This is a genomic window from Bacillus sp. RC251, assembly GCF_044908765.1.
GTDB lineage: Bacteria > Bacillota > Bacilli > Bacillales > Bacillaceae_G > Bacillus_A > Bacillus_A wiedmannii.
The window spans coordinates 1,774,899-1,794,838 of record NZ_JBIYDP010000001.1 but is presented as its reverse complement, the minus strand read 5'-3'; the positions used below and the strand labels follow the sequence as shown (position 1 = coordinate 1,794,838).

Sequence of the window (19,940 nt, the reverse complement as noted above, 5' to 3'; positions counted from 1 at the left end):
TATTGACTTTATAAATGGATTTTTAATACAATTGTATTTCGACTGAAAAATTAGAACGGACAGGAGGGAATCATCAAATGAACAATATTTTTGAAGAAGAGTTACAAAGGATGAAAGATACATTACGTACGATGGATGATCAATTAGAACAGCTCGAAAACATTCCGGTTTATTATGGAGATGATTTTAAAGAACAAATTCTAGAAAGTATGAGAGAATCTAATAGGCAAAATTTACGTATCGGTGTACAAGAACCATACTTTGGAAGATTAGATTTTCAAGAGGATGGCAAGGAAGGTGTTATGCCGATCTACATCGGTAAAGTAGGTGTTTCACATAAAGACACAATGAAACCAATTGTAATAGATTGGCGGGCACCTGTTGCAAGTATGTTTTATTCATTTACCGGCGGTGATGAATTAGCGTTTTATCAATCTCCAGACGGATTAGTAGAAGGTGATGTGTATTTAAAGCGAAACATCTCTATTCGAAAAAGAGAACTAGAACGTGTTGTTGATACATATGTAAAAGGAAATGAAGATGTCTCACATGCCGATGATTTTCTTCTATATCGATTAGGTGAGAATAAAGATAATAAACTAAAGGATATTGTTTCGACAATACAATCGGAGCAAAACGATATTATTCGTGCGGAAAGAAACTTACCATTATTAATTCAAGGGGTTGCAGGAAGCGGAAAAACAACGATCGCTTTACATCGCCTTGCTTTTTTAATTTATGAATATCGTGAACAATTAGAAGCTGAGAGAATGATTGTATTCGCTCCGAATAGTCTGTTTTTAGACTATATTTCGAGTGTGCTTCCTGAATTAGGGGTAGGGAATATTAGTCAAACAACATTTCCAGATTGGGCATTACGTACGTTAGATGATTCTGTGAAACTAAAGCAAACAGAAGAAAAGTTGAAAGAAGCCTTTTCTATTAATCGTGATGAAGAAAAGGTTATGCTCGGTAAATTGAAAGGCACGCTGGAATTTAAGTCCTTTATTGAAGAGAGAATGGTTCAATTTGAAAAAGAATTAATACCAACAAGTGATTTTGAGGCATGGGACAAAGCTATTATTCCAGTAGAAGACATAAAAAAATGGATGCAAGTTGAATATAAACATTATCCATTAAAGAAAAGAAGAGAAAGATTAGTCGGCCGAATGAAGCGCTGGATTGAAATTGAACTGAAAAAGTATGGAGAAACAAACGAGAAGAAATTATTAAAAAAAGAAGCGACAAAGAGATTGAACACATATATGAAGTTTTGGCCGAAAATGAGCCCACTTTCACTTTATAGTTCAATATTGAAAAGTAAAGAAATACTCGAAGTATTGCCTGAAGAACTTGTGAAAGAAACTGAAAAGAGTTGTCGTAAAAAAGAAGTGTATGTAGAAGATTTACCAGCTTTAATTTACTTACATCACCGCATAACAGGTATTGAAATCGGACAGAAATTCCATCACGTCGTTATTGATGAAGCGCAAGATTTCTCACCATTCCAAGTGTATGTATTAAAAGAAATTACACTAGGTAATTCTTTCACTATATTAGGTGATTTATCTCAAGCAATTTATGATTATCAAGGGATTGAAGATTGGGGTGCTTTTAAGGAAGTATTCCAAGAAACAGGTTATTATGAACTGACGAGAAGTTATCGTTCTACAAAAGAAATTATAGAATTTGCGAACGAAATAATTAAAAACGCAGAGATTCCAGTTGGGCTCGCAACACCAGTTTTTCGCAGTGGTGAAAATGTTAAGGTAATCCATGCAGAAGATCAATTTAATGAGATTATGAAGACGTTAAAACATCTACAAAACGAAGATGTGAAAACAATTGCGGTAATAGGGAGAACAGAAGATGAATGCCGCGATATATATGAGAAATTAACAAAAGCAGGATTGGCCGTAAACGTCATTGAAGCAGATCAAAGTAAATATGAAGGGGGTATTTCAGTAGTACCTGTATATTTGGCAAAAGGGCTAGAATTTGATGCTGTTCTATTAATCGATGTTGATGAAGAACATTATAAAAATACGAAACATGATGCGAAGTTACTATATGTCGGATGTACAAGGTCACTTCATGATTTATGGATTTTCCATAGCGGGGAAGCATCGCCTTTAATTAAAGGAATAAAATAAATATGAAAAACAAGAGGCGTTTCTAGTAACAAAAAGAAGAACCTCTTGTTTTTCTATATAAAGACATGGAGAGAAAATAACAATGATCACAAAAGTAATAACAAAAAGAAATTGGGAAATCGCAAAGATAAATGGAGAAATTAATGAAACTTCACTAAAAGAAGAAGGATTTATTCATTGTTCATTTTTAAAACAAGCTTTAGAAGTTGCTGAAAAATATTTTAGTCATGAAGAAGATGTTTTATTACTTACAATTGATCCATCATTAATAAAAGCAGAAATAAAATATGAACTTGCTTTTAACGGTCAAGAATATCCGCATGTATACGGAGTAATTCATATTGAATCAGTTGTAAATGTTACCCCATTTATTAAAGAAAAAGGAGAGTTTATATTACAAGAGGTACAAAATTAAAATTGTTATAAGCATTTAAATTAGCCAGAAAAGCACAAAATCTATAGTTTGTGCTTTTTTATTTTCTATTTTTTGTAAATACGTATTGTTTTTATCACATTAATACTGTACGATACATAGTATAAAACACATACTGTATGACATATAGTAATGAAAATGAGGTGAGTGAATGGATGCTTTATTAAATTCGTTAATTACTGAACTAAGAAGAGGTACATTAACATTAGCGGTTTTAAGCCAGTTAAGAACACCACAGTATGGGTATTCACTTGTTCAATTATTGGAGCAATCAGGGATTACAATCGATCAAAGTACGTTATATCCACTACTTCGCCGATTAGAAAAGCAGGAGCTAGTGACGAGTAGTTGGGATAAAACGGAGAGTAGACCGCGTAAGTATTATATTTTAAGTGAATACGGATTAGAGATATTTTTGCAGTTGAAAAAGGAATGGATAAAGGATTCGAAAGAACTTTATAAATTATTAAAGGAGGAGGACAAGAATGAATTTGATTGATATTTACGTCGAGGAAGTAGCGAAGAGATTACCTGAAAAAAATCGTGAAGATATTATTCTTGAACTACGGTCAACAATCGAGGATATGTTACCGACTGATTATAATGAAGATGATGAAAAAAGAGTTCTTGAAAAATTGGGGAGTCCAGTTTCATTGGCAAATGGGTACTTAGATAGGCCGATGTATTTAATTGGACCACGTTATTTTGATGTATATACGACGTTATTAAAAATGATCATACCGATTGCAGCTGTTATCGCACTCATTGCAATGGTTGCAGAAAATTTTGTAGGATATGACGGTGAGCAAGCGGTATTAAATGTTATTTTAAATCTGATAGGTAAAGGAATTGGGGAAATTATCGAAGTAGGCCTCCATGTATTTTTCTGGTTGACACTTGTATTTGCTATTTTAGAAAGAACGGATAAAGACAAAGGTACCGAGCCGTTGACAACAAGTTTAAAAAAGTGGACGCCAGATGATTTGAAAAATATTTCGTATATTCCGAAGAAAAAAGCAATCTCCAAGTTTGAAGTTTTTGGAGGGTTAATGTGGACGGCAATATGGGCTACACTTTACTTTTATGCGAATCATCTCGTTGGCGTATACAGTAGTACGGGAAGTGGATTGAAGTTTGTCGCGCCAACGTTTAATCAAGATGTGTTACTTCAGTATTGGCTAATCGTTGTGATGATAATTGTTTTTGAAATAGCTATATCTCTTTATAAGTTAGTACAGGGACAATGGACGAAAAGATTGGCAATCGGGAATACTATTCTCCAAATAGCTGGAACAATAGTATTCATTATAATTGTAGTAAATCCGGACATATTTACCGATGGATTTATTACGTTTGTGGCAAATGTGTTCACTATTTCTCTGGAAGAAATTAAAAAGTGGCTAATTGGTGGGGGGATTCTCATTTACGTTTTATCTGCTGCATTAAACATTTATGATGGCTTTCGAAAAGCTAGTGTTCGTGTAACAAATAGGTAGTTAAAAAGAGAACGTATATGAAAGGAAGAAAACGATGATAAGGGAAGCAACGGAAAAAGATGTAACATACATTTTAGATATTTATAATGATGCCATACTAAATACAACCGCTGTATATGCATATAAACCTGTAACCCTTGAAAATAGAATAGATTGGTATGAACAGAAAAAGTCTGAGGGTTATCCGATTTTAGTATATGAACTAGATAATAAAGTAGTAGGTTTTGCGACATTCGGTCCGTTTAGAGCTTGGCCTGCCTACAAATATTCAATTGAGCATTCTGTGTATGTTGATAAGGAATATAGAAAATGTGGGATTGGAACTTCTATGATGAGAGCATTGATCACAATTGCAAAAGAAAGAGAATATATGACTTTAATTGCTGGAATTGATGCGGAAAATGAGAAAAGTATTTCTTTACATGAAAACTATGGATTTGTTCATGCTGGTACAATCAAAAAGGCTGGTTATAAGTTTAATAAATGGCTAGATTTAGCTTTTTATCAATTGGAGCTTAGCGGTCCTAAAACGCCTACGGAAGAATAGATAATTGTATTTTTCCTAGTATTTATTTTAGAAAGGTAGCATGGAGAAATTTCATGCTATCTTTTTCTTATTGTAATAGCCGATTTAATCTGCTAAAAAGGGTTTTTACATTCTATATTGAATTATTGAAGGTGATAAAACGATATGAAATGAGGAATGAAAATGGAAACTGTCATTCGAAAAATGAAAGAGATACAATCTGATCATGTTGGGATAACTATTTATTCTACAAAAAGCAATCGTATAGTTGCTTCATATAATGGTGAATTAAATATTCCGTTAGCATCGGCAGCAAAAGTAGTAATCGGATTTGTAGTAGCGCAAATGGTGAAGGAAAATAAATGTCATTGGAATGATATACTTCAGCATGTTAAATTTAATCCGAAAGAAGATAGTGCGCAGTTATATCCACATTTACAAGGGAGAAGGACTTTAACACTTAGTAAAGCAGTAGAAGTAATGATAGCATGTCATGATAGTTACGTTGCACAGTCAGTTGTAATGTACTGTGGTGGATGGGATGTTGTGAAAATGTATGCCCAAACGTACTTTTCAAAAATTCATATACAAGAGGACGCTAGAGATGAGAAAAATGTTGGAGAATTAAATGAAGTTCTTTCACTGTTAGTACATATTTTTCAGGGGTATAAATCAGAAGCAGAATTATGGGAACCAATTATTAATGGCATGGTAAGGCAGCAAGGAGAATATGAAGGGATACCATATTATCATATAGCTCATATGACAGGTGGATTGCCTACAGCAATAATAAATATTGGTATAATAGGGGTGTTTAACGAATTCCCGGTTCTTTACGTTATTGGGGGGAAAGATTTACCTAATCGAAGTGAAAATAAAGAAATAGATGAAGTTTTTGCAGTATCGTTGAAATACATATATAAAGAATATAGTAAAAGCATGCTAGGGGTGTGCGATTGAAAAGAAACTTAAAAACTTCAACAATTATCATATTAATTTTAACAATTATCGCTATTGAAGTTGGAATCGCGATTTATGATCATAATCTGTCATTGGATACGATTTACTTTGCAGCAATCCTCATTTGTATAGTATTGCTTTTTGGCATACGTATTTCTAAAGAAAAAGAAAGTACATCGGAACAGAGAGGAAGCAAAACAGCTCTTATATTTTGGCCATCTATTTTATTATCTATCGCTAGTTTTGCAATTATAAGTTATTTAAGAATAGGCTATGTTTCAGTGCCAGGGATAATTGGTTTTTCATGCTTTGTTACTTATGGTGGATTCGTGTTTATTACTATTTTAAAGAGAAAAAGTAAAAATGAAAGATAGCTTACTAAGTTGAAATGGAGAAATATATGAAACACATAGAGAATGGTACTCGCACTGAAGGAGAGTACATAAAAAATAAAGTAATTCAATATAACATGTCGATTTTAAGGGATGAAGCAAAACAGCCGATGGAGCAAGTAAGTTTCGTAGTAAAAGATGAGGATGGAAAAATATTTGGTGGGGTAACAGGAACGATGTATTTTTATCATCTTCATATAGATTTTTTATGGGTTGATGAAACAGTTCGTCATAATGGTTATGGCAGTCAACTGTTACATAAAATCGAAGACATCGCGAAGGAAAAAGGGTGTAGATTAATATTATTAGATTCATTTAGTTTTCAAGCGCCAGATTTTTATAAAAAGCACGGTTACCGAGAGTATGGTATCGTTGAAGATCATCCGAAAGGTCATAGTCAGCACTTTTTTGAAAAGAGATTATAATAATATTATGTATACTGATTGATGGGAGAAAGCATATGTACACGTATAAATTGCAACAAGAACAACCAATCTGTGCAGAAAAAATAAAGAAGCTTTATGATTCTGTCGGTTGGTGGCCAGAAAGAAAAGAAGTCGATATTGAAAAAATGTTAAAGAATAGTATAGCCATTGGAGTATGGGAAGACAATGAATTAGTTGGATTTGCTAGAGTCGTTTCTGATGGTGTTTTTCGAGCATACATTGAAGATGTTGTCGTACATGAGAATGTAAGAAATAAAGGTATTGGAGAGAAAATGCTTACAATATTACTTCGAGAAATATCTCATATTAATATTGTTAGTCTATTTTGCGGAGAGAAGCTAATAAAGTTTTACGGTGAGCAGCAATTTCAAGCAACGAAGCAAATTGTGATGCATCGTAATCAAACAGGGAAAGAATAAGAGGTGCCAATTAAAATGAATGCAACAAGAGCGTACTGTTTATCGAAAAGAAAAGCGACAGAAGATTCTCCAGGTGGCTGGAGTGCAACATGTATGAGGCTTAATAATAAAATATTTGCGATAGTAAATCATGAAGAAGGCGAAAAAGCTGCGATTACATTGAAGTGTGATCCAGAAGTCGCATTAAGAATAAGAAAAGATTATCCAGAAACAATTATTCCAGGGTATCATATGAATAAAAAACATTGGAATACCGTTTATATTCATAAGGGTATAGAGCAGGAGCAAATTAATAAAATGATTGATTGGTCGTATGATTTAGTACTACAATCATTTTCAAAGAAAAAGCAGCAGGAGTTAATGGATTAATATGTATTAGGAGTGTGTGTAATGAAAGATTCGATTAAAGATACGTATGATAAATTAGCGAGTACATATAAAGAAAATCTAGATTTCGCAAATCCATATAACAGTTATTATGAAAGACCGGCGATGATGGAGCTTATTCCAAAGGAACTAGAAGGAAAAAAGATATTAGATGCTGGATGTGCAGCTGGATGGTATACTTCTCAATTCATAGGAAGAGGAGCAAATGTTACAGCAATTGATGTAAGTCCTGAAATGGTAAAAGCAGCAAAAGAAAATATAGGAGAAGAAGCGACGTTCCTTTGTCATGATCTGCAAGAAACATTGCCATTTGAAGATAATACGTATGATGTGATTGTAAGTTCATTAACTCTTCATTATATAGAAAATTGGAATCAAGTATTTCAAGAATTTCGTCGTGTATTGAAGCCAGGTGGAGAACTTATTTATTCTATTCATCATCCTTTTATGGATTTCACAAAGTTTCCATGTGAAAATTATTTTGAAAAACAGTTATTAATAGATACTTGGGTTAAACCGAATATTACTATTGAAGTCAAGTTTTTTAGAAGATCATTACAAGACATACTAAATGAAACTACAAATTATTTTGTATTAGAAGAGATAGTGGAACCGAAGGCAATTGAAAAAATGAAAGAAGTAAGCGAAAAATCATATCATTATTTAAATATTAATCCACATTTTCTTATCATAAAAGCAATCAATAAATAGCTAGTAAAATAACTTTGTTTTACTAGCTATTTACAGTTTTACATTACATATTAGGAGACTTTAAAATGAATACGAAACGAAATAGAGTAGTATATGCACTATTTACTATAGTTGTTATTATTTTAGGTCTTAGCTCAAGAAAGTTTGCTTTTGCACTACCACATCTATTAAATGATTATTTAGGTGATGCATTATGGGCATTAATGATTTTCACTGGCTTTGGATTTTTGTTTCCTAAAACAGAGACGAAGAAGTTGGCTTTTATTAGTTTAATGTTTTGCTACGGGATTGAAGCGAGCCAATTGTATCATGCGGAATGGATAGATAGCATTCGTGCAACGACTTTGGGCGGACTCGTGTTGGGATACGGTTTTTTGTGGAGTGATGTAGTGGCTTATACAATTGGTGTTGGAGTGGGAATACTGTGTGAGGTTATTTTTCGGAAGAAATAAGAATTGTAAAAGGGGTATTTGTAAATGGAACAAGCACTGGAAATTGCAAAGCTTTGGTTTCGAAATGAACATGTCACAGCTATTGTAATGCAACCAAAAGTAGCGAAGGTTTTATGCAAGAATAAAGAGTACATTTTAAAGAGAACGGGATCGATAAAGCAACTTCTAGTTGAATTCGATGTTTTGAAGCAACTGTATGAAAAGGGAATTAAAGTACAGAGAGTAGTAAAGACAGAAAATGATGAACAATATGTATTATATAAAGAAAAATGTTATTGCTTATATGAGTATGTTGCCGGAAGTGTTTTAGAAATAAAAGATACGAATAAGCTGGAAAGGCTAGCAAGTACAATTGGAGAAGAAATAGCTAATCTGCACAAAGCATTACATTCGGTGAATAGTGACCATGAGTTAATAAAAAGAGATTTATATAAGATGGTATTTGAATGGGCTATACCGATTTTAGAAAAGAATGAGTATGTTCATCGAGAGGTAATTCAAAAGATGGAGCGAATGCACGCAGCTTTCAAGGAAACGGTCCATTCATTACCGAGACAAATTATTCATCGTGATATGCATCTATCAAATGTAATCTTTAAAGATGATAAACTGGAAGGGTTTATAGATTTTGAAATTTTAGAAAATAATGTAAAAATATTTGATTTATGTTATTGCTGTACAAGTATATTAAGCGAGCTATTTAGTGATGAAAGATTAAGAGGGAAATGGTTACATATCGTTAGCAAAGTCTTTGAAGGTTATTATAAACAAAATGATTTAACGAAAGAAGAACTAAAAGCCGTTTGGTATGTTATGCTTTCAATTCAAATTATCTTTATTGCTTATTTTGTCCAGTTACCAGATTTATTAAAGTTAAATGAAGAAATGTTCTTCTGGATTTTTGCTAATAAGGAAGCTATTGAAAAAGTTATAGAAGGTATCGTAAAGGTATGAAAAAAATAATATTAATTGGTTCTGGTGGTTCAGGAAAATCTACATTAGCAAGGCAGTTAGGAAATAAATTAAATATTAAGGTGCATCATCTTGATGCATTATTTTGGAAACCGAATTGGGAAGGTGTTCCGAGAGAAGAACAAATAGCAGTTCAAAATAACTTAATTAAAGATGAGAAGTGGATTATTGATGGGAATTATGGCGGGACGATGGATATCAGACTGAATGCAGCTGATACAATTATCTTCCTTGATATTCATAGAACAATTTGTATTTATCGTGCGTTTAAAAGAATTGTAAAATACCGGAATAAAACAAGACCAGATATGGGCGCGGGATGTGAAGAAAGATTTGATTTGCAATTTTTTAAATGGATATGGAAATATCCTAATGCTAAACGACCTACAATTTTAAAAGGGTTAGAGCAATTGTCCGAAGAGAAAAAGGTTATTGTTTTAAAATCTCCAAATGAGGTTCGGAAATTTTTAGAGCACATATAATAATAGAATGTGACACAACAATTCTTTTTGGATCTTACCGATTAGTTTAATTAAACTAATCGTTTTTTATTATGAAAAATTTAACGCTTTTTGAAAATTGTATTTTGTAATGAGTATATGACTATAAATTCATATAAAATGAACGTTTGGAGGAATAGAAAATGACTAATGATTTAATTCAAACAATCGATTCATTAATGGTAAATATTCCAGCTGGAGAGGTAGTATTAAGAGATGATCGAATAAAAAAAGAATGGCTAGTGCAAATTCAACCATTTCTTCTTGCGAAGTATGCTGTAACAATGGAACTATATGATGCTATTACAAATAGTCCATTAAATAATTTTGATAAAAATCATAAACCAGTTGTCAATATTTCATGGAACGATGCCATTGCGTTTTGTAATGTACTTTCAAAAAAAGCGGGATTAAAAGAATATTATTCTATTAGTGATGGTGGTCAAATTGTGAAATGTAATTTAGATTCAAATGGCTACCGATTACCATCTGAGGCAGAGTGGCAATATGCATGTAAAGCAAGTACAACCGGATATACATACGGGAAACTTCATGATATAGCGTGGTATAATGAAAATTCAAATGGAGAGATTCATGACGTTGGCCAAAAAGAACCGAATGCATGGGGACTTTATGATATGCTAGGGAACGTTTGGGAATGGTGTTATGATTTGTATGATGAAACAGTGTACGGATCATATCGCATTTTTCGTGGTGGTAGTTGGGCTGAAACAGCGAGAGGGTGCGGCGCTACTTGTCGTCGTCGAAGCCATCCTACATTTCATATAGATGATCTCGGTTTTAGACTCGCTAGGTCAATTTAGTAGGAACATGCTACGAACAACTAAGAAAAGAGTATGGAGAAAATCCGTACTCTTGCCAACATAGAAACGATTTAACGTAAGGAGTGTTTATTATGGCGCGTGTTTTATTTATTAACGCTGGATCAGAAGGACATATAAATCCAACTTTACAAGTTGTAGAAGAATTGATTTCTCGTGGTGAAGAGGTCGTTTATTTTTCAATAGAAGCTTTCAGGGATCGGATTGAGAAGACAGGTGCTACTGTACGAACGATTGATGATCAAAAATTTATAAAAGCGTTTCTATCTGGAGGCAGAAATTATTTACAGGAAAGAATAAACGGCCTTCTACATACAGCGGATATTGTAATATCTAGCGTTCTAGAACAAATTGAAGGTGAACATTTTGATTATATGATTCATGATTCTATGTTTGGTTGTGGCCATTTAATTGCTCAAATTCTTAAACTTCCAGCCATAAATTCATGCACATCTTTTGCGCAGGATGAAAAATCATTTGAACAAATGTTAGACCACTTGTCTAAAAGTATCCCAGTGAAAGTTCAGGATAAGATACATAATGATTTTGAAAGATTAACTAAGGGGATTGCGGAAAAATATAGTGTTGAAATAAACTCACCATATGAAGTTTTCTGTAATCCAGCGCCACTTACTATTGTGTATACAATAAAAGAGTTCCAACCTTTTGGAGATATGTTTGATGAAACATTTAAATTTGTAGGTCCATCCATCCCTGCACAAGTAAAAGATGAAGAGTTTGATTTTACTACAATTGAAGAAAAAAGCCCGATTTACATTTCACTAGGTACTGTTTTTAATGAAGCGCTTAATTTTTATAAACTTTGCATAAAGGAGTTCGAGAATAGTAATTATACAATTGTGATGTCTATCGGTAATAAAACGAAAATAAGTGATTTAGGTGAAATTCCTAAAAACTTCATTGTAAAAAACTATGTACCACAAACGAAACTACTTGCATATACAAAGTTGTTTATTACACATGGCGGAATGAACAGTACACATGAAGGACTATATAACGGGATTCCACTCATTGTAATTCCGCAAAGTGCAGATCAGCCAGTAATCGCAAAGCAAGTAGAGAATCTAGGAGCTGGGATTAAGTTATCTATAAATGAATTAACTGTGGAACAACTACGTGAAAGTGTAAAACTTGTATTAAATAATCCTTCATTTAAAGAAGCTGCTTTGAATTTGAAGGAGTCTTTCCGAAAATCTGGTGGCTATAAGGAAGCTGCTGATGAGATTTTTACATTTATAGGTCAGTAATAAATAGAAAATTATACATGAGAAGAGTGTCTATATCATTTCATATAGACACTCTTCTTTTATATGAATCGGAGAATGCGTTGTTTTGAAATGTTAAATATTCTGTTTTATAAATTCGGACCATAGTTTTACGTGTTACTAATGCTTTCATCATTTCTGCACAACTTCTGCACATACTTTGATGATTTCTATGTCATGATATATTTATCAAGTGAAATGTTTCACAAGAAATGAAATATATTTTCACTGCGGTGTATGCATAATGAACACATACATCGATACAAGATTGTCTCTTGTTATTCTTTTACATCGAAGCCCACATTACACTACGAAGTATAACAAGAAGGGGACAGGAATATGAATAATCGATTATTAAAACAACTACAAAATATGAAAATGAACAAAAAAAGTCTAGGAGCTGTTGCATTAACAGCTGGAATTATTGGCACGACACTTATTCCTCAAAACGCATACGCGCACGGTTTTGTTGAAAAGCCTAGCAGCCGATCTGCTTTATGTAGTCCAACTTATGGTGCACTAAATGTAAACTGCGGAAGTGTTATGTATGAACCACAAAGTTTGGAAGCTCCAAAAGGGTTCCCGCAAGCTGGCCCAGTTGATGGCCAAATCGCTTCTGCAGGTGGTAAATTTGGTGGTATTTTAGATCAACAAACAGCAAATCGTTGGTTTAAAAATACAATCACAGGCGGGGAAAATACTTTTACTTGGAAGTATACAGCGCCTCACTTAACGAGCAAATGGCATTACTATATTACTAAAAAAGGATGGAATCCAAATAAAGCGCTCACAAGAGCAGATTTAGAACCAATTGGAACTGTACAACATGATGGCTCTGCAGCCTCAAATCATTTAACTCACAAAATTAATGTACCTACTGATAGAAGTGGATATCATGTGATTTTAGCAGTATGGGATGTAGCTGATACAGCAAATGCATTCTATAATGTAATTGATGTTAATCTAATTAATGATGTGAAACCAGATATAGAAGCTCCAAGTAGTCCAAATGGAATTCAGACACAAAAAGTAACAGCGAATAGTATAGAACTAACGTGGAACGCTTCTACGGATAATGTAGGGGTAAAAGGGTATCAAATCTTCCGTAACGGAGAGATGATTGATACAGTACCAGGAACTCATTTTATTGATAAAAAATTACAACCAAGTACAGAATACTCTTATACTGTAAAAGCAATTGACTCAGCTGGAAATGTATCGAAAGAAAGTGCAGCGCTTACAGTAAAAACAACAGTTGAGGTGCCTGATACAGAAGTACCAACACAACCAAAAGGATTACATAGTATGGGAACGACAGCGTCAAGTGTGGATCTAATGTGGAGTCCTTCTGACGATAATATTGGTGTAGACCATTACGATATTTATAGAGAAACAGAAGGATCAATGAAAAAGATTGCAACATCCAATGCGACTTCTTATATGGATAAAAATTTACTTCCTAATACTACTTATAAATATGTAGTGAAAGCTGTTGATGTAGCTGGAAATGAATCTGTACAGAGTGATATATTCACAATTACTACAAAAACTGAAAGCGCTTCATATGAAGAGTGGAATGCAAAGAAAGCATATGAAAAGGGAGATAGAGTTCTACACGAGGGAAAAGTATATGAAGCTGTCCAGAGTTATAAAGGAAATGGGGATCCAAACTGGATTTATGCCTTATCATTATGGAAAAGAGTGTAAGCTTTACCTAGGTATGAACTAAGAGATGATGGGCTTTGATGCAAAAGGAAATTTTGAGAATTCACTTTTCTGTTTATAAAAAAGACGACGTTGAATACGTCGTCTTTTTTTCTAAATTTTACTTTCCTTCATTAAATGATGATAAGTCCCGTAATTAAACTAAAGTGTTATTTTCATAAAATAACGGGGAAGGAGAGATTTAAAGAAAAATCATAGTGTATGATTCTAAAATGTTTTTGAAAATGTATGGAGCGAAATAAAAAGAACCCTGTATAAAACGGTTTCTTTTGCTGCGTTAATCTATTAATTACAATCTTGATAATATTCATCACACGAATCCTTATTATCGTTACAGCAAATACAAAATGTTTTTTGCACAAATAAACTAACTATACTAGTAGGACCTTCCTGTTTGGTAAAAGTAAGACTTTGAAAATCTTCAACTTGAAATATTTTTGTTTGAACAGGTTGTAATGTTGCAGTAATTGGGCGGCTAGATTTTCTTGTTAGAATAGTTACTTGAACGGGTGCACTCATCCCGACAACGAATAACTGAATTAATGTTTTATTATGATTGTTTGTGAAATCCTCAAATACAGTTTGTGGCGCGGTGGTTTCAAGGAAAATAGATAAAGGTATATTTCCATTTGCATTTTCTGCAGAACCAGTTATCGTATGAGTTTCAATAAAACAGTTATTTTTTTGATCGTTCGAATGCGATTGATTTTTATAATATTTTTTACCATCTTTATAAAAATAATTAGCCATAAATATTTTGCTCTCCTTTCTTTGGAATATCAATATATATTATTAATTAAAAGGAAAGAGTGCTTGTACAAAAGAATAATATCCGCTTTTGTAAAAAAAGAAATATATTTGAGGATGTTGTAGTTTCTAACTAAAAATCAGCACACATTGAAGTGTGCTCTAGATAAGAAAGGTAAGAATCTTATGAATGGAGAATCTCCATTCAATAACATATGCTTGTCTAATTTTAAGGTGAAAACTTTTTAACAAAAAAGTTATTCGGAAAATTTTCCTGTGATGATACAATTATATTTTTTGATTTTAGATGTTTGGAATTATGAATATCGAGATGTATTTTAAAAAAATTCAGAAATTTAATTTCATTGCAAATAATGAAGCAGTTAGCCAACTTTAACTAATCGATACAGGGGTAGTAATCTAGATACATAGATATTATATTGAGTTATGTATTGTATTCAAGGGGGAATACAGAATGTGTACGTATGGGGAAACGTATTTAAAGAATTCTTCGAGAAGCAAGAACGAAATAAAAGAGCGATTAGCAAAAGCTAACTGCTCCAAACAGAGATGTCACACTTGATGTATTTATAGTATTGACGAAATATCGAGTTTTATTCAAATGGAGAGTAGTAGGCTATTAACATGGAGATGCATAAATTCATATCCTGTAAGTAGTAAATTAATGACGGGATAGATTGAAAATGGATGATCCGATTAAGGAGATAGTTGGTGCTTGGTTTGTTGCAGTAGGGACAATTATTGCTGCGATTGGTAGTACACCTTTTAAAAAATTGAACGACGAATTAAGAAGAGATTTAAACGTATGGGGGAATGTATTACAGGCAACAGGGAACGGCCTGGAAGCTGATGGACAAGGGGAAATATCTCTTGAAAAAATCGGTAATGAAATCCAATCAATTGGTAATATAACGGTTTTAACAGGACTCATTATAGAATTTGAAGATAATACACAAAAAAAAGTAGTGATTGCAGGAAATTGGATACAAGCATTAGGTGGTATTACATCAATAGGTGGGGAATTAGAGGATAGTTCCGATATAGATGAATCGTATAACATTGCCGGGAATGTGTTACAAGCGACTGGAAATTCATTACAGGCAATTGGTGGAATAGATGAATTGAAAACTAGTGGGGATAAAGTGGAAGAAATTTCGGAAGGAAATGAGGAGGATGGACAGATTATAGTGATTATGGGGAGTTGGATTCAAGCAGTTGGTTCTGTAGTTTCATTAATCGGTCAAATAAGAGAAGAAAGAGAAGAGATAGTAGAGAACAATTCATAGTGAGTTTAATAAAATAATCTTTTTAAAGTGAAAGCTAACAGAATATAGTGCGAATAGAAAACTAGAGAACACCAATTCATTAAGGTTGTTTTAAGACTATGTATGATAGGTTCTTTGCTTTCAAGTGAATAAGATACAGAAAGGTGACTATATGAATAAACAATATAGTCACCTTTCTGTTATGATAACACTTTCATCATAAGTATATGTGGAATACCATCTTCCATAAATATATCAGAAGAAGTTTCATAGCCTAATTTCCTATAAAATCCTTCAGCTTGTGTTTGCCCGTGTAATTTCACTTTTGTAGCTTGTTCATTACGAGCAATTTCTTCTAACGTTTGAATGATGACTTTACCTAATCCATATTTACGATAGTCTTTTAAAATACAAATTCGCTCTAATTTTCCTGCACCGTCAACAAATCGTATACGACCTGTACCTACAGGAAGATCGTTATAATAAACTAAAATATGTTTGCATTTCTCACCGATTTTATCGAATGTATCGAATTCATCTTCAAGAGGGACACTTTGTTCTTTTACAAATACTTCTTTTCGAATATGAAAGGCAGTCTCTAAATCTGTAAGTTCTGTTATGACTTTAGAGTGCAAATTGTTCAGTCCTTTCTAGTGTGATGTTCTTTTGTTTTCATAGTATATCATAATGATACGCAATACAGAGAAAATATAAAAAGCTGACTGTAAGAGTCAGCTTTCATTATAGTTCCTTTATCCCGTTTTTTGTTCCAATAATCGCCTTACTAGTCATATTAACAAACAATCCTGTTTCAACTACACCTGTAATCATTTTTAATTGAGTGTGTAAATTGGTAGGATTAGTTATGTTATGAGGGAATATACAATCAATAATCATGTTATTGTTATCGGTAATAAACGTTTCATTATTTTTTAAACGTAACGTTGTTTGACAACCTAAAGATTGAATTTTCCTTTCGGTTTGTTTCCAGGAAAAAGGTATTATTTCAATAGGTAATGGGAAAGTACCTAAATGTGTTACAAGTTTCGATTCGTCAGCAATAATAATTAGTTCTTTGGAGGAAGTGGCAACAATTTTCTCGCGAAGTAATGCGCCACCACCACCTTTTATAAGTTGTAAATTAGCATCAATTTCATCCGCTCCATCAATTGTAAGATCAAGGCTTTGTACGTCGTTTAACGAAATTAGAGAGATATTTAGTTGTTTAGCTAATACTTCCGTTTCTTTTGACGTTGGTACAGCTTGAAATGATAAGCCTTCTTTTACACGCTCACCTAATTTTTGTATCAACCAATATACAGTAGAACCTGTGCCAAGTCCAACTTTCATCCCATCTTTTACAAAGTTTGCAGCATATTCACCAGCGAGCTGTTTTAAATTCAGCATATTATTCTGCTGGACGTGGGCCTGCATCTAGACCTGAATTTTCCACTGTAAGTATAGGACGAACGACTATATCTTTATGTACGTGCATTTGGCATGATAAACGTAAGTGATCTTCAATTCCTTTTTCCGTAATTGCATTTTTTTCATTAGAACTTGCTTCACAAAACTCACCTGCTATAATTTCTACTCTACAAGTTGTACAGCGCGCTTTCCCACCACAGCGATGGAGAATGTGTACACCGTTATCTTCGATCGCTAATACTAACTTTGTGCCTTCTTTTACATCAAAAGTTCCCGCACCTTCAATTGTTAATTTTGGCAAATTTGTTCCTCCTCACGTAAAATTGTACATAACATATTTATGACCGCGAATTATTGAACATAAACATAATATTTTTATATGCCCCGTAACTTTTTTATTTGTTTAATCGTTAATTAAGTAAGCGCTGAAAAGGAGTGGTTATTTTGTGCACAAAAGTAACTCATATTTTAAAGAATCATATCGATATGAATCATTCAAATATAAACTTTTTAATTGAGCAATATGGAGAATTGAAAAGGTACTGTACATTTTTAACAAAAAACAAATGGGACGGCGAAGATCTTGCCCAAGAAACAGTTTGTAAAGTTCTTCAAAAATATAGTAATAAAGATATTTGTATGACGCTTGTATATAAAATAGCTAGAAATCGTTGGTTAGACCAGATGAAATCAAAATCAGTTCATGAAAAAATAAAGGAACAAATTACTTTTGAAGAACCACAAGAGAATATTGCAGATTTGCATGAAATGGTAGGGAAAGTATTATCTTCATTAAATGTACAGCAATCCACGATTTTATTATTAAAGGATGTTTTTCAATATAGTATCGCTGATATTGCTAAAGTATGTTCCGTATCGGAAGGGGCAGTAAAAGCTTCTTTGTTTCGTAGTAGAAATAGGCTGAAAACTGTAAGTGAAGAAGGGATTGAGATCGTCGAATTCACAGATGATATGGAAGTTGTAGTAACGTCTATTCGAGAGGAGAGACCGGAATTATTAACGAAACTGCTTCCGACAATAGATTTTACTAAGTTACCATCTAAACAGCCAGTCTTATTATTTAATGTGAAAAAACCTTCTTCCTACAGTTGTGTGCTTTGCGCCGCATAACAATTATTGGAGGGATATAAAATGAATGCAATTCCATATGTTGTAGAACAAACGAAATTAGGAGAACGTTCCTATGATATATATTCAAGGTTATTAAAAGACCGTATTATTATTATCGGTTCAGAAATAAATGATCAAGTAGCGAGTAGTGTCGTAGCTCAATTATTATTTTTAGAAGCGGAAGATGCAGAGAAAGATATATATTTATACATCAATAGCCCAGGTGGTTCAACAACAGCGGGTTTTGCCATATTAGATACGATGAATCTCATTAAACCAGATGTACAAACGCTATGCATGGGATTTGCAGCATCATTTGGTGCATTGTTATTATTATCAGGTGCAAAAGGAAAACGGTTTGCGCTCCCTAACAGTGAAATTATGATTCATCAGCCACTTGGCGGTGCGCAAGGCCAGGCAACAGAAATTGAAATAACAGCGAAAAGAATACTAAAGTTAAAGCGTGATATTAATAAAATGATTGCAGAAAAAACGGGGCAATCGATTGAAAGAGTAGCACATGATACAGAAAGAGACTATTTTATGACTGCTGAAGAAGCGAAAGAATATGGGATTGTAGATGATGTTGTTACGAAAAAATAAGATAAAACAGGCTAGAGGAATAGCATATCCTCTAGCCTGTTTTATTAATCTTTTACCCATTCATCAACTAGCGCTTGATTCTTTTCAATCCATTTGCGCGCCGCTTCTTCAGGATCTTTCGTTTTATTTAACATGACCATTAATGTACCAAGTTGTTCATCGTTCATTTTCCATTTGTCAAAGTATTTCACGATATCTGGATAATCTTTTTCGAAACCTTTACGAACAGAGTAATAAATGTCATCTTTTTCACCATATACTTTCTTAGGGTCTTTTAAATATTTTAAGTCAAATTCTGAAAAGCCCCAATGCGGATTCCAAAGCGTAACAGCGATTGGTTTCTTTTTCGTATATGCTTTCTTTAATTCACTCATCATCGCAGCTTCAGAAGATTGGACAAGTTTTAGTTTAATATCATATTCCTTCATCGCTTTATTTGTTAAATTCATAAGACTACTACCGGGTTCGATACCGACAATTTTGTTATCTAGTTCATCTTTATGAGCATTTAAATCCTCAATACTGTTAATGTTTTTCATATAAGAAGGGACGACAAGGCCAAGTCCAGTACCCTCATACCATTTTGATTTTAAGACTATATCATCTTTATAACGAGCATTTAGCGGTTTATCCGTAACGGGTAGCCATACTTCTAAATTAGCATCAACATCACCGCGAGCAACGCCAGTCCAAATTGCAGCTTTTTCTAAGTACATGAGCTCAACTTTGTAACCTTTTTGTTCTAATAAAACTTTCCACATGTTTGCAGTTGCAATGTTTTCTTTCCAACTTGTTACACCAAGTTTAATTTTTCCTTTCGAATTTGCATTTGTTGCATTACATGAAGAGAATATCATAGTAATAAATAATGCAAGGCATATAAGCCATATTTTCTTTTTCATCGAAACCCTCCTAAAAAATGCTTGCCTTTTTAAATAAATGTATAAGTAAGCATTCTTATTATGAACGGAAACGCGAATTTTAAAGAAATCTTATGAATGTCATTTTTATGTAATATTTCTTTGTAAAATCGCAACACTATATG

Annotated in this window: 25 protein-coding genes; 20 read left to right on the top strand and 5 right to left on the bottom strand. The window is 33.2% G+C overall.

All coding sequences use genetic code 11. The features are described from left to right. Positions 1-77: 77 nt before the first annotated feature. From ABH961_RS09060 to ABH961_RS08980, 17 genes are all read left to right on the top strand, one after another. The gene (locus ABH961_RS09060; RefSeq protein ID WP_098047701.1) at positions 78-2,153 is read left to right on the top strand and encodes a HelD family protein; all 2,076 of its coding nucleotides are present in this window, start codon (positions 78-80) and stop codon (positions 2,151-2,153) included. Positions 2,154-2,235: 82 nt separating this feature from the next. Then, positions 2,236-2,568 carry a DUF952 domain-containing protein gene (locus tag ABH961_RS09055; RefSeq protein WP_048547376.1) on the top strand — a complete coding sequence of 111 codons (333 nt, stop codon included), beginning with the start codon at positions 2,236-2,238 and terminating at the stop codon, positions 2,566-2,568. A 169-nt stretch (positions 2,569-2,737) separates the two neighbouring features. Continuing rightward, on the top strand, positions 2,738-3,085 hold the full coding sequence (locus ABH961_RS09050) for a PadR family transcriptional regulator (RefSeq protein WP_048547374.1): 348 nt from the start codon (positions 2,738-2,740) through the stop codon (positions 3,083-3,085). Beyond that, entirely contained in the window at positions 3,072-4,082 is a 1,011-nt protein-coding gene (locus ABH961_RS09045; protein WP_098076135.1) for an HAAS signaling domain-containing protein, read from the top strand. The genes ABH961_RS09050 and ABH961_RS09045 overlap by 14 nt, the downstream gene beginning before the upstream one ends. Before the next feature lie 34 nt (positions 4,083-4,116). Beyond that, on the top strand, positions 4,117-4,629 hold the full coding sequence (locus ABH961_RS09040; RefSeq protein ID WP_048547370.1) for a GNAT family N-acetyltransferase: 513 nt from the start codon (positions 4,117-4,119) through the stop codon (positions 4,627-4,629). A 162-nt stretch (positions 4,630-4,791) separates the two neighbouring features. Further along, positions 4,792-5,568: a serine hydrolase gene (locus ABH961_RS09035; protein WP_048547368.1), complete on the top strand. Its 777-nt coding sequence runs from the start codon at positions 4,792-4,794 to the stop codon at positions 5,566-5,568. Further along, the gene (locus tag ABH961_RS09030; RefSeq protein WP_048547367.1) at positions 5,565-5,942 is read left to right on the top strand and encodes a hypothetical protein; all 378 of its coding nucleotides are present in this window, start codon (positions 5,565-5,567) and stop codon (positions 5,940-5,942) included. The genes ABH961_RS09035 and ABH961_RS09030 overlap by 4 nt, the downstream gene beginning before the upstream one ends. Before the next feature lie 26 nt (positions 5,943-5,968). Continuing rightward, on the top strand, positions 5,969-6,385 hold the full coding sequence (locus ABH961_RS09025; RefSeq protein WP_098123844.1) for a GNAT family N-acetyltransferase: 417 nt from the start codon (positions 5,969-5,971) through the stop codon (positions 6,383-6,385). Between the two features lie 35 nt (positions 6,386-6,420). Beyond that, a complete protein-coding gene (locus tag ABH961_RS09020; protein ID WP_404519257.1) occupies positions 6,421-6,825 on the top strand; it encodes a GNAT family N-acetyltransferase in 405 nt (134 codons plus the stop codon). Between the two features lie 15 nt (positions 6,826-6,840). Beyond that, on the top strand, positions 6,841-7,194 hold the full coding sequence (locus tag ABH961_RS09015; protein ID WP_404519255.1) for an MmcQ/YjbR family DNA-binding protein: 354 nt from the start codon (positions 6,841-6,843) through the stop codon (positions 7,192-7,194). 21 nt (positions 7,195-7,215) lie between these two features. Further along, positions 7,216-7,923, top strand: coding sequence for a class I SAM-dependent methyltransferase (locus tag ABH961_RS09010; RefSeq protein WP_070184076.1), 708 nt, complete (start codon positions 7,216-7,218; stop codon positions 7,921-7,923). 65 nt (positions 7,924-7,988) lie between these two features. Then, a complete protein-coding gene (locus ABH961_RS09005; protein ID WP_001093461.1) occupies positions 7,989-8,375 on the top strand; it encodes a ribosomal maturation YjgA family protein in 387 nt (128 codons plus the stop codon). A 24-nt stretch (positions 8,376-8,399) separates the two neighbouring features. Next, on the top strand, positions 8,400-9,329 hold the full coding sequence (locus ABH961_RS09000; RefSeq protein ID WP_098630784.1) for a phosphotransferase enzyme family protein: 930 nt from the start codon (positions 8,400-8,402) through the stop codon (positions 9,327-9,329). After that, positions 9,326-9,829, top strand: a complete 504-nt coding sequence (locus ABH961_RS08995; RefSeq protein WP_000720552.1) for a DNA topology modulation protein — start codon at positions 9,326-9,328, stop codon at positions 9,827-9,829. The genes ABH961_RS09000 and ABH961_RS08995 overlap by 4 nt, the downstream gene beginning before the upstream one ends. A gap of 161 nt (positions 9,830-9,990) precedes the next feature. Next, complete coding sequence (locus ABH961_RS08990; RefSeq protein ID WP_098067952.1) at positions 9,991-10,671, top strand: formylglycine-generating enzyme family protein; 681 nt, start codon at positions 9,991-9,993, stop codon at positions 10,669-10,671. 92 nt (positions 10,672-10,763) lie between these two features. Beyond that, the gene (locus ABH961_RS08985) at positions 10,764-11,957 is read left to right on the top strand and encodes a macrolide family glycosyltransferase (protein ID WP_404519253.1); all 1,194 of its coding nucleotides are present in this window, start codon (positions 10,764-10,766) and stop codon (positions 11,955-11,957) included. A gap of 357 nt (positions 11,958-12,314) precedes the next feature. Further along, on the top strand, positions 12,315-13,682 hold the full coding sequence (locus ABH961_RS08980) for a lytic polysaccharide monooxygenase (RefSeq protein ID WP_404519252.1): 1,368 nt from the start codon (positions 12,315-12,317) through the stop codon (positions 13,680-13,682). A gap of 303 nt (positions 13,683-13,985) precedes the next feature. Here the strand turns inward: ABH961_RS08980 and ABH961_RS08975 are convergent, their stop codons facing one another. After that, entirely contained in the window at positions 13,986-14,450 is a 465-nt protein-coding gene (locus tag ABH961_RS08975) for an exosporium protein D (RefSeq protein ID WP_098077546.1), read from the bottom strand. Positions 14,451-15,151: 701 nt separating this feature from the next. Between ABH961_RS08975 and ABH961_RS08970 the strand changes: the two genes are divergently transcribed. Beyond that, complete coding sequence (locus ABH961_RS08970; RefSeq protein WP_098077543.1) at positions 15,152-15,754, top strand: DUF6944 family repetitive protein; 603 nt, start codon at positions 15,152-15,154, stop codon at positions 15,752-15,754. Positions 15,755-15,933: 179 nt separating this feature from the next. On the opposite strand, the gene ABH961_RS08965 is transcribed toward ABH961_RS08970, so the two are convergent. From ABH961_RS08965 to ABH961_RS08955, 3 genes are all read right to left on the bottom strand, one after another. Then, on the bottom strand, positions 15,934-16,368 hold the full coding sequence (locus ABH961_RS08965) for a GNAT family N-acetyltransferase (protein ID WP_404519250.1): 435 nt from the start codon (positions 16,366-16,368) through the stop codon (positions 15,934-15,936). Positions 16,369-16,474: 106 nt separating this feature from the next. After that, positions 16,475-17,137 carry a ribose 5-phosphate isomerase A gene (rpiA, locus tag ABH961_RS08960; protein ID WP_098079791.1) on the bottom strand — a complete coding sequence of 221 codons (663 nt, stop codon included), beginning with the start codon at positions 17,135-17,137 and terminating at the stop codon, positions 16,475-16,477. A 4-nt stretch (positions 17,138-17,141) separates the two neighbouring features. After that, positions 17,142-17,462: a 2Fe-2S iron-sulfur cluster-binding protein gene (locus ABH961_RS08955; RefSeq protein ID WP_001125375.1), complete on the bottom strand. Its 321-nt coding sequence runs from the start codon at positions 17,460-17,462 to the stop codon at positions 17,142-17,144. Between the two features lie 143 nt (positions 17,463-17,605). On the opposite strand from ABH961_RS08955, the gene ABH961_RS08950 reads away from it, so the two are divergent. Beyond that, entirely contained in the window at positions 17,606-18,292 is a 687-nt protein-coding gene (locus ABH961_RS08950; protein WP_048547354.1) for an RNA polymerase subunit sigma-70, read from the top strand. A 21-nt stretch (positions 18,293-18,313) separates the two neighbouring features. Further along, positions 18,314-18,895 (top strand): ATP-dependent Clp endopeptidase proteolytic subunit ClpP, encoded by a 582-nt coding sequence (gene clpP, locus ABH961_RS08945; RefSeq protein WP_000991621.1) that lies wholly within the window; start codon positions 18,314-18,316, stop codon positions 18,893-18,895. 44 nt (positions 18,896-18,939) lie between these two features. On the opposite strand, the gene ABH961_RS08940 is transcribed toward clpP, so the two are convergent. Then, positions 18,940-19,797: a glycine betaine ABC transporter substrate-binding protein gene (locus tag ABH961_RS08940; protein WP_048547352.1), complete on the bottom strand. Its 858-nt coding sequence runs from the start codon at positions 19,795-19,797 to the stop codon at positions 18,940-18,942. Positions 19,798-19,940 lie beyond the last annotated feature (143 nt).

What these genes read in the sequence shown, in the direction of transcription:
- ABH961_RS08980 (WP_404519252.1), top strand. Translation starts at nt 12,315, where the DNA reads ATGAATAATCGATTATTAAAACAACTACAAAATATGAAAATGAACAAA.
- ABH961_RS09025 (WP_098123844.1), top strand. Translation starts at nt 5,969, where the DNA reads ATGAAACACATAGAGAATGGTACTCGCACTGAAGGAGAGTACATAAAA.
- ABH961_RS09005 (WP_001093461.1), top strand. Translation starts at nt 7,989, where the DNA reads ATGAATACGAAACGAAATAGAGTAGTATATGCACTATTTACTATAGTT.
- ABH961_RS09010 (WP_070184076.1), top strand. Translation starts at nt 7,216, where the DNA reads ATGAAAGATTCGATTAAAGATACGTATGATAAATTAGCGAGTACATAT.
- ABH961_RS09000 (WP_098630784.1), top strand. Translation starts at nt 8,400, where the DNA reads ATGGAACAAGCACTGGAAATTGCAAAGCTTTGGTTTCGAAATGAACAT.
- ABH961_RS09035 (WP_048547368.1), top strand. Translation starts at nt 4,792, where the DNA reads ATGGAAACTGTCATTCGAAAAATGAAAGAGATACAATCTGATCATGTT.
- ABH961_RS08975 (WP_098077546.1), bottom strand. Translation starts at nt 14,450, where the DNA reads ATGGCTAATTATTTTTATAAAGATGGTAAAAAATATTATAAAAATCAA.
- ABH961_RS09050 (WP_048547374.1), top strand. Translation starts at nt 2,738, where the DNA reads ATGGATGCTTTATTAAATTCGTTAATTACTGAACTAAGAAGAGGTACA.
- ABH961_RS08995 (WP_000720552.1), top strand. Translation starts at nt 9,326, where the DNA reads ATGAAAAAAATAATATTAATTGGTTCTGGTGGTTCAGGAAAATCTACA.
- ABH961_RS08985 (WP_404519253.1), top strand. Translation starts at nt 10,764, where the DNA reads ATGGCGCGTGTTTTATTTATTAACGCTGGATCAGAAGGACATATAAAT.
- ABH961_RS09055 (WP_048547376.1), top strand. Translation starts at nt 2,236, where the DNA reads ATGATCACAAAAGTAATAACAAAAAGAAATTGGGAAATCGCAAAGATA.
- ABH961_RS08940 (WP_048547352.1), bottom strand. Translation starts at nt 19,797, where the DNA reads ATGAAAAAGAAAATATGGCTTATATGCCTTGCATTATTTATTACTATG.
- ABH961_RS09040 (WP_048547370.1), top strand. Translation starts at nt 4,117, where the DNA reads ATGATAAGGGAAGCAACGGAAAAAGATGTAACATACATTTTAGATATT.
- ABH961_RS09015 (WP_404519255.1), top strand. Translation starts at nt 6,841, where the DNA reads ATGAATGCAACAAGAGCGTACTGTTTATCGAAAAGAAAAGCGACAGAA.
- ABH961_RS08970 (WP_098077543.1), top strand. Translation starts at nt 15,152, where the DNA reads ATGGATGATCCGATTAAGGAGATAGTTGGTGCTTGGTTTGTTGCAGTA.
- ABH961_RS09060 (WP_098047701.1), top strand. Translation starts at nt 78, where the DNA reads ATGAACAATATTTTTGAAGAAGAGTTACAAAGGATGAAAGATACATTA.
- ABH961_RS08990 (WP_098067952.1), top strand. Translation starts at nt 9,991, where the DNA reads ATGACTAATGATTTAATTCAAACAATCGATTCATTAATGGTAAATATT.
- ABH961_RS09020 (WP_404519257.1), top strand. Translation starts at nt 6,421, where the DNA reads ATGTACACGTATAAATTGCAACAAGAACAACCAATCTGTGCAGAAAAA.
- ABH961_RS09045 (WP_098076135.1), top strand. Translation starts at nt 3,072, where the DNA reads ATGAATTTGATTGATATTTACGTCGAGGAAGTAGCGAAGAGATTACCT.
- clpP (WP_000991621.1), top strand. Translation starts at nt 18,314, where the DNA reads ATGAATGCAATTCCATATGTTGTAGAACAAACGAAATTAGGAGAACGT.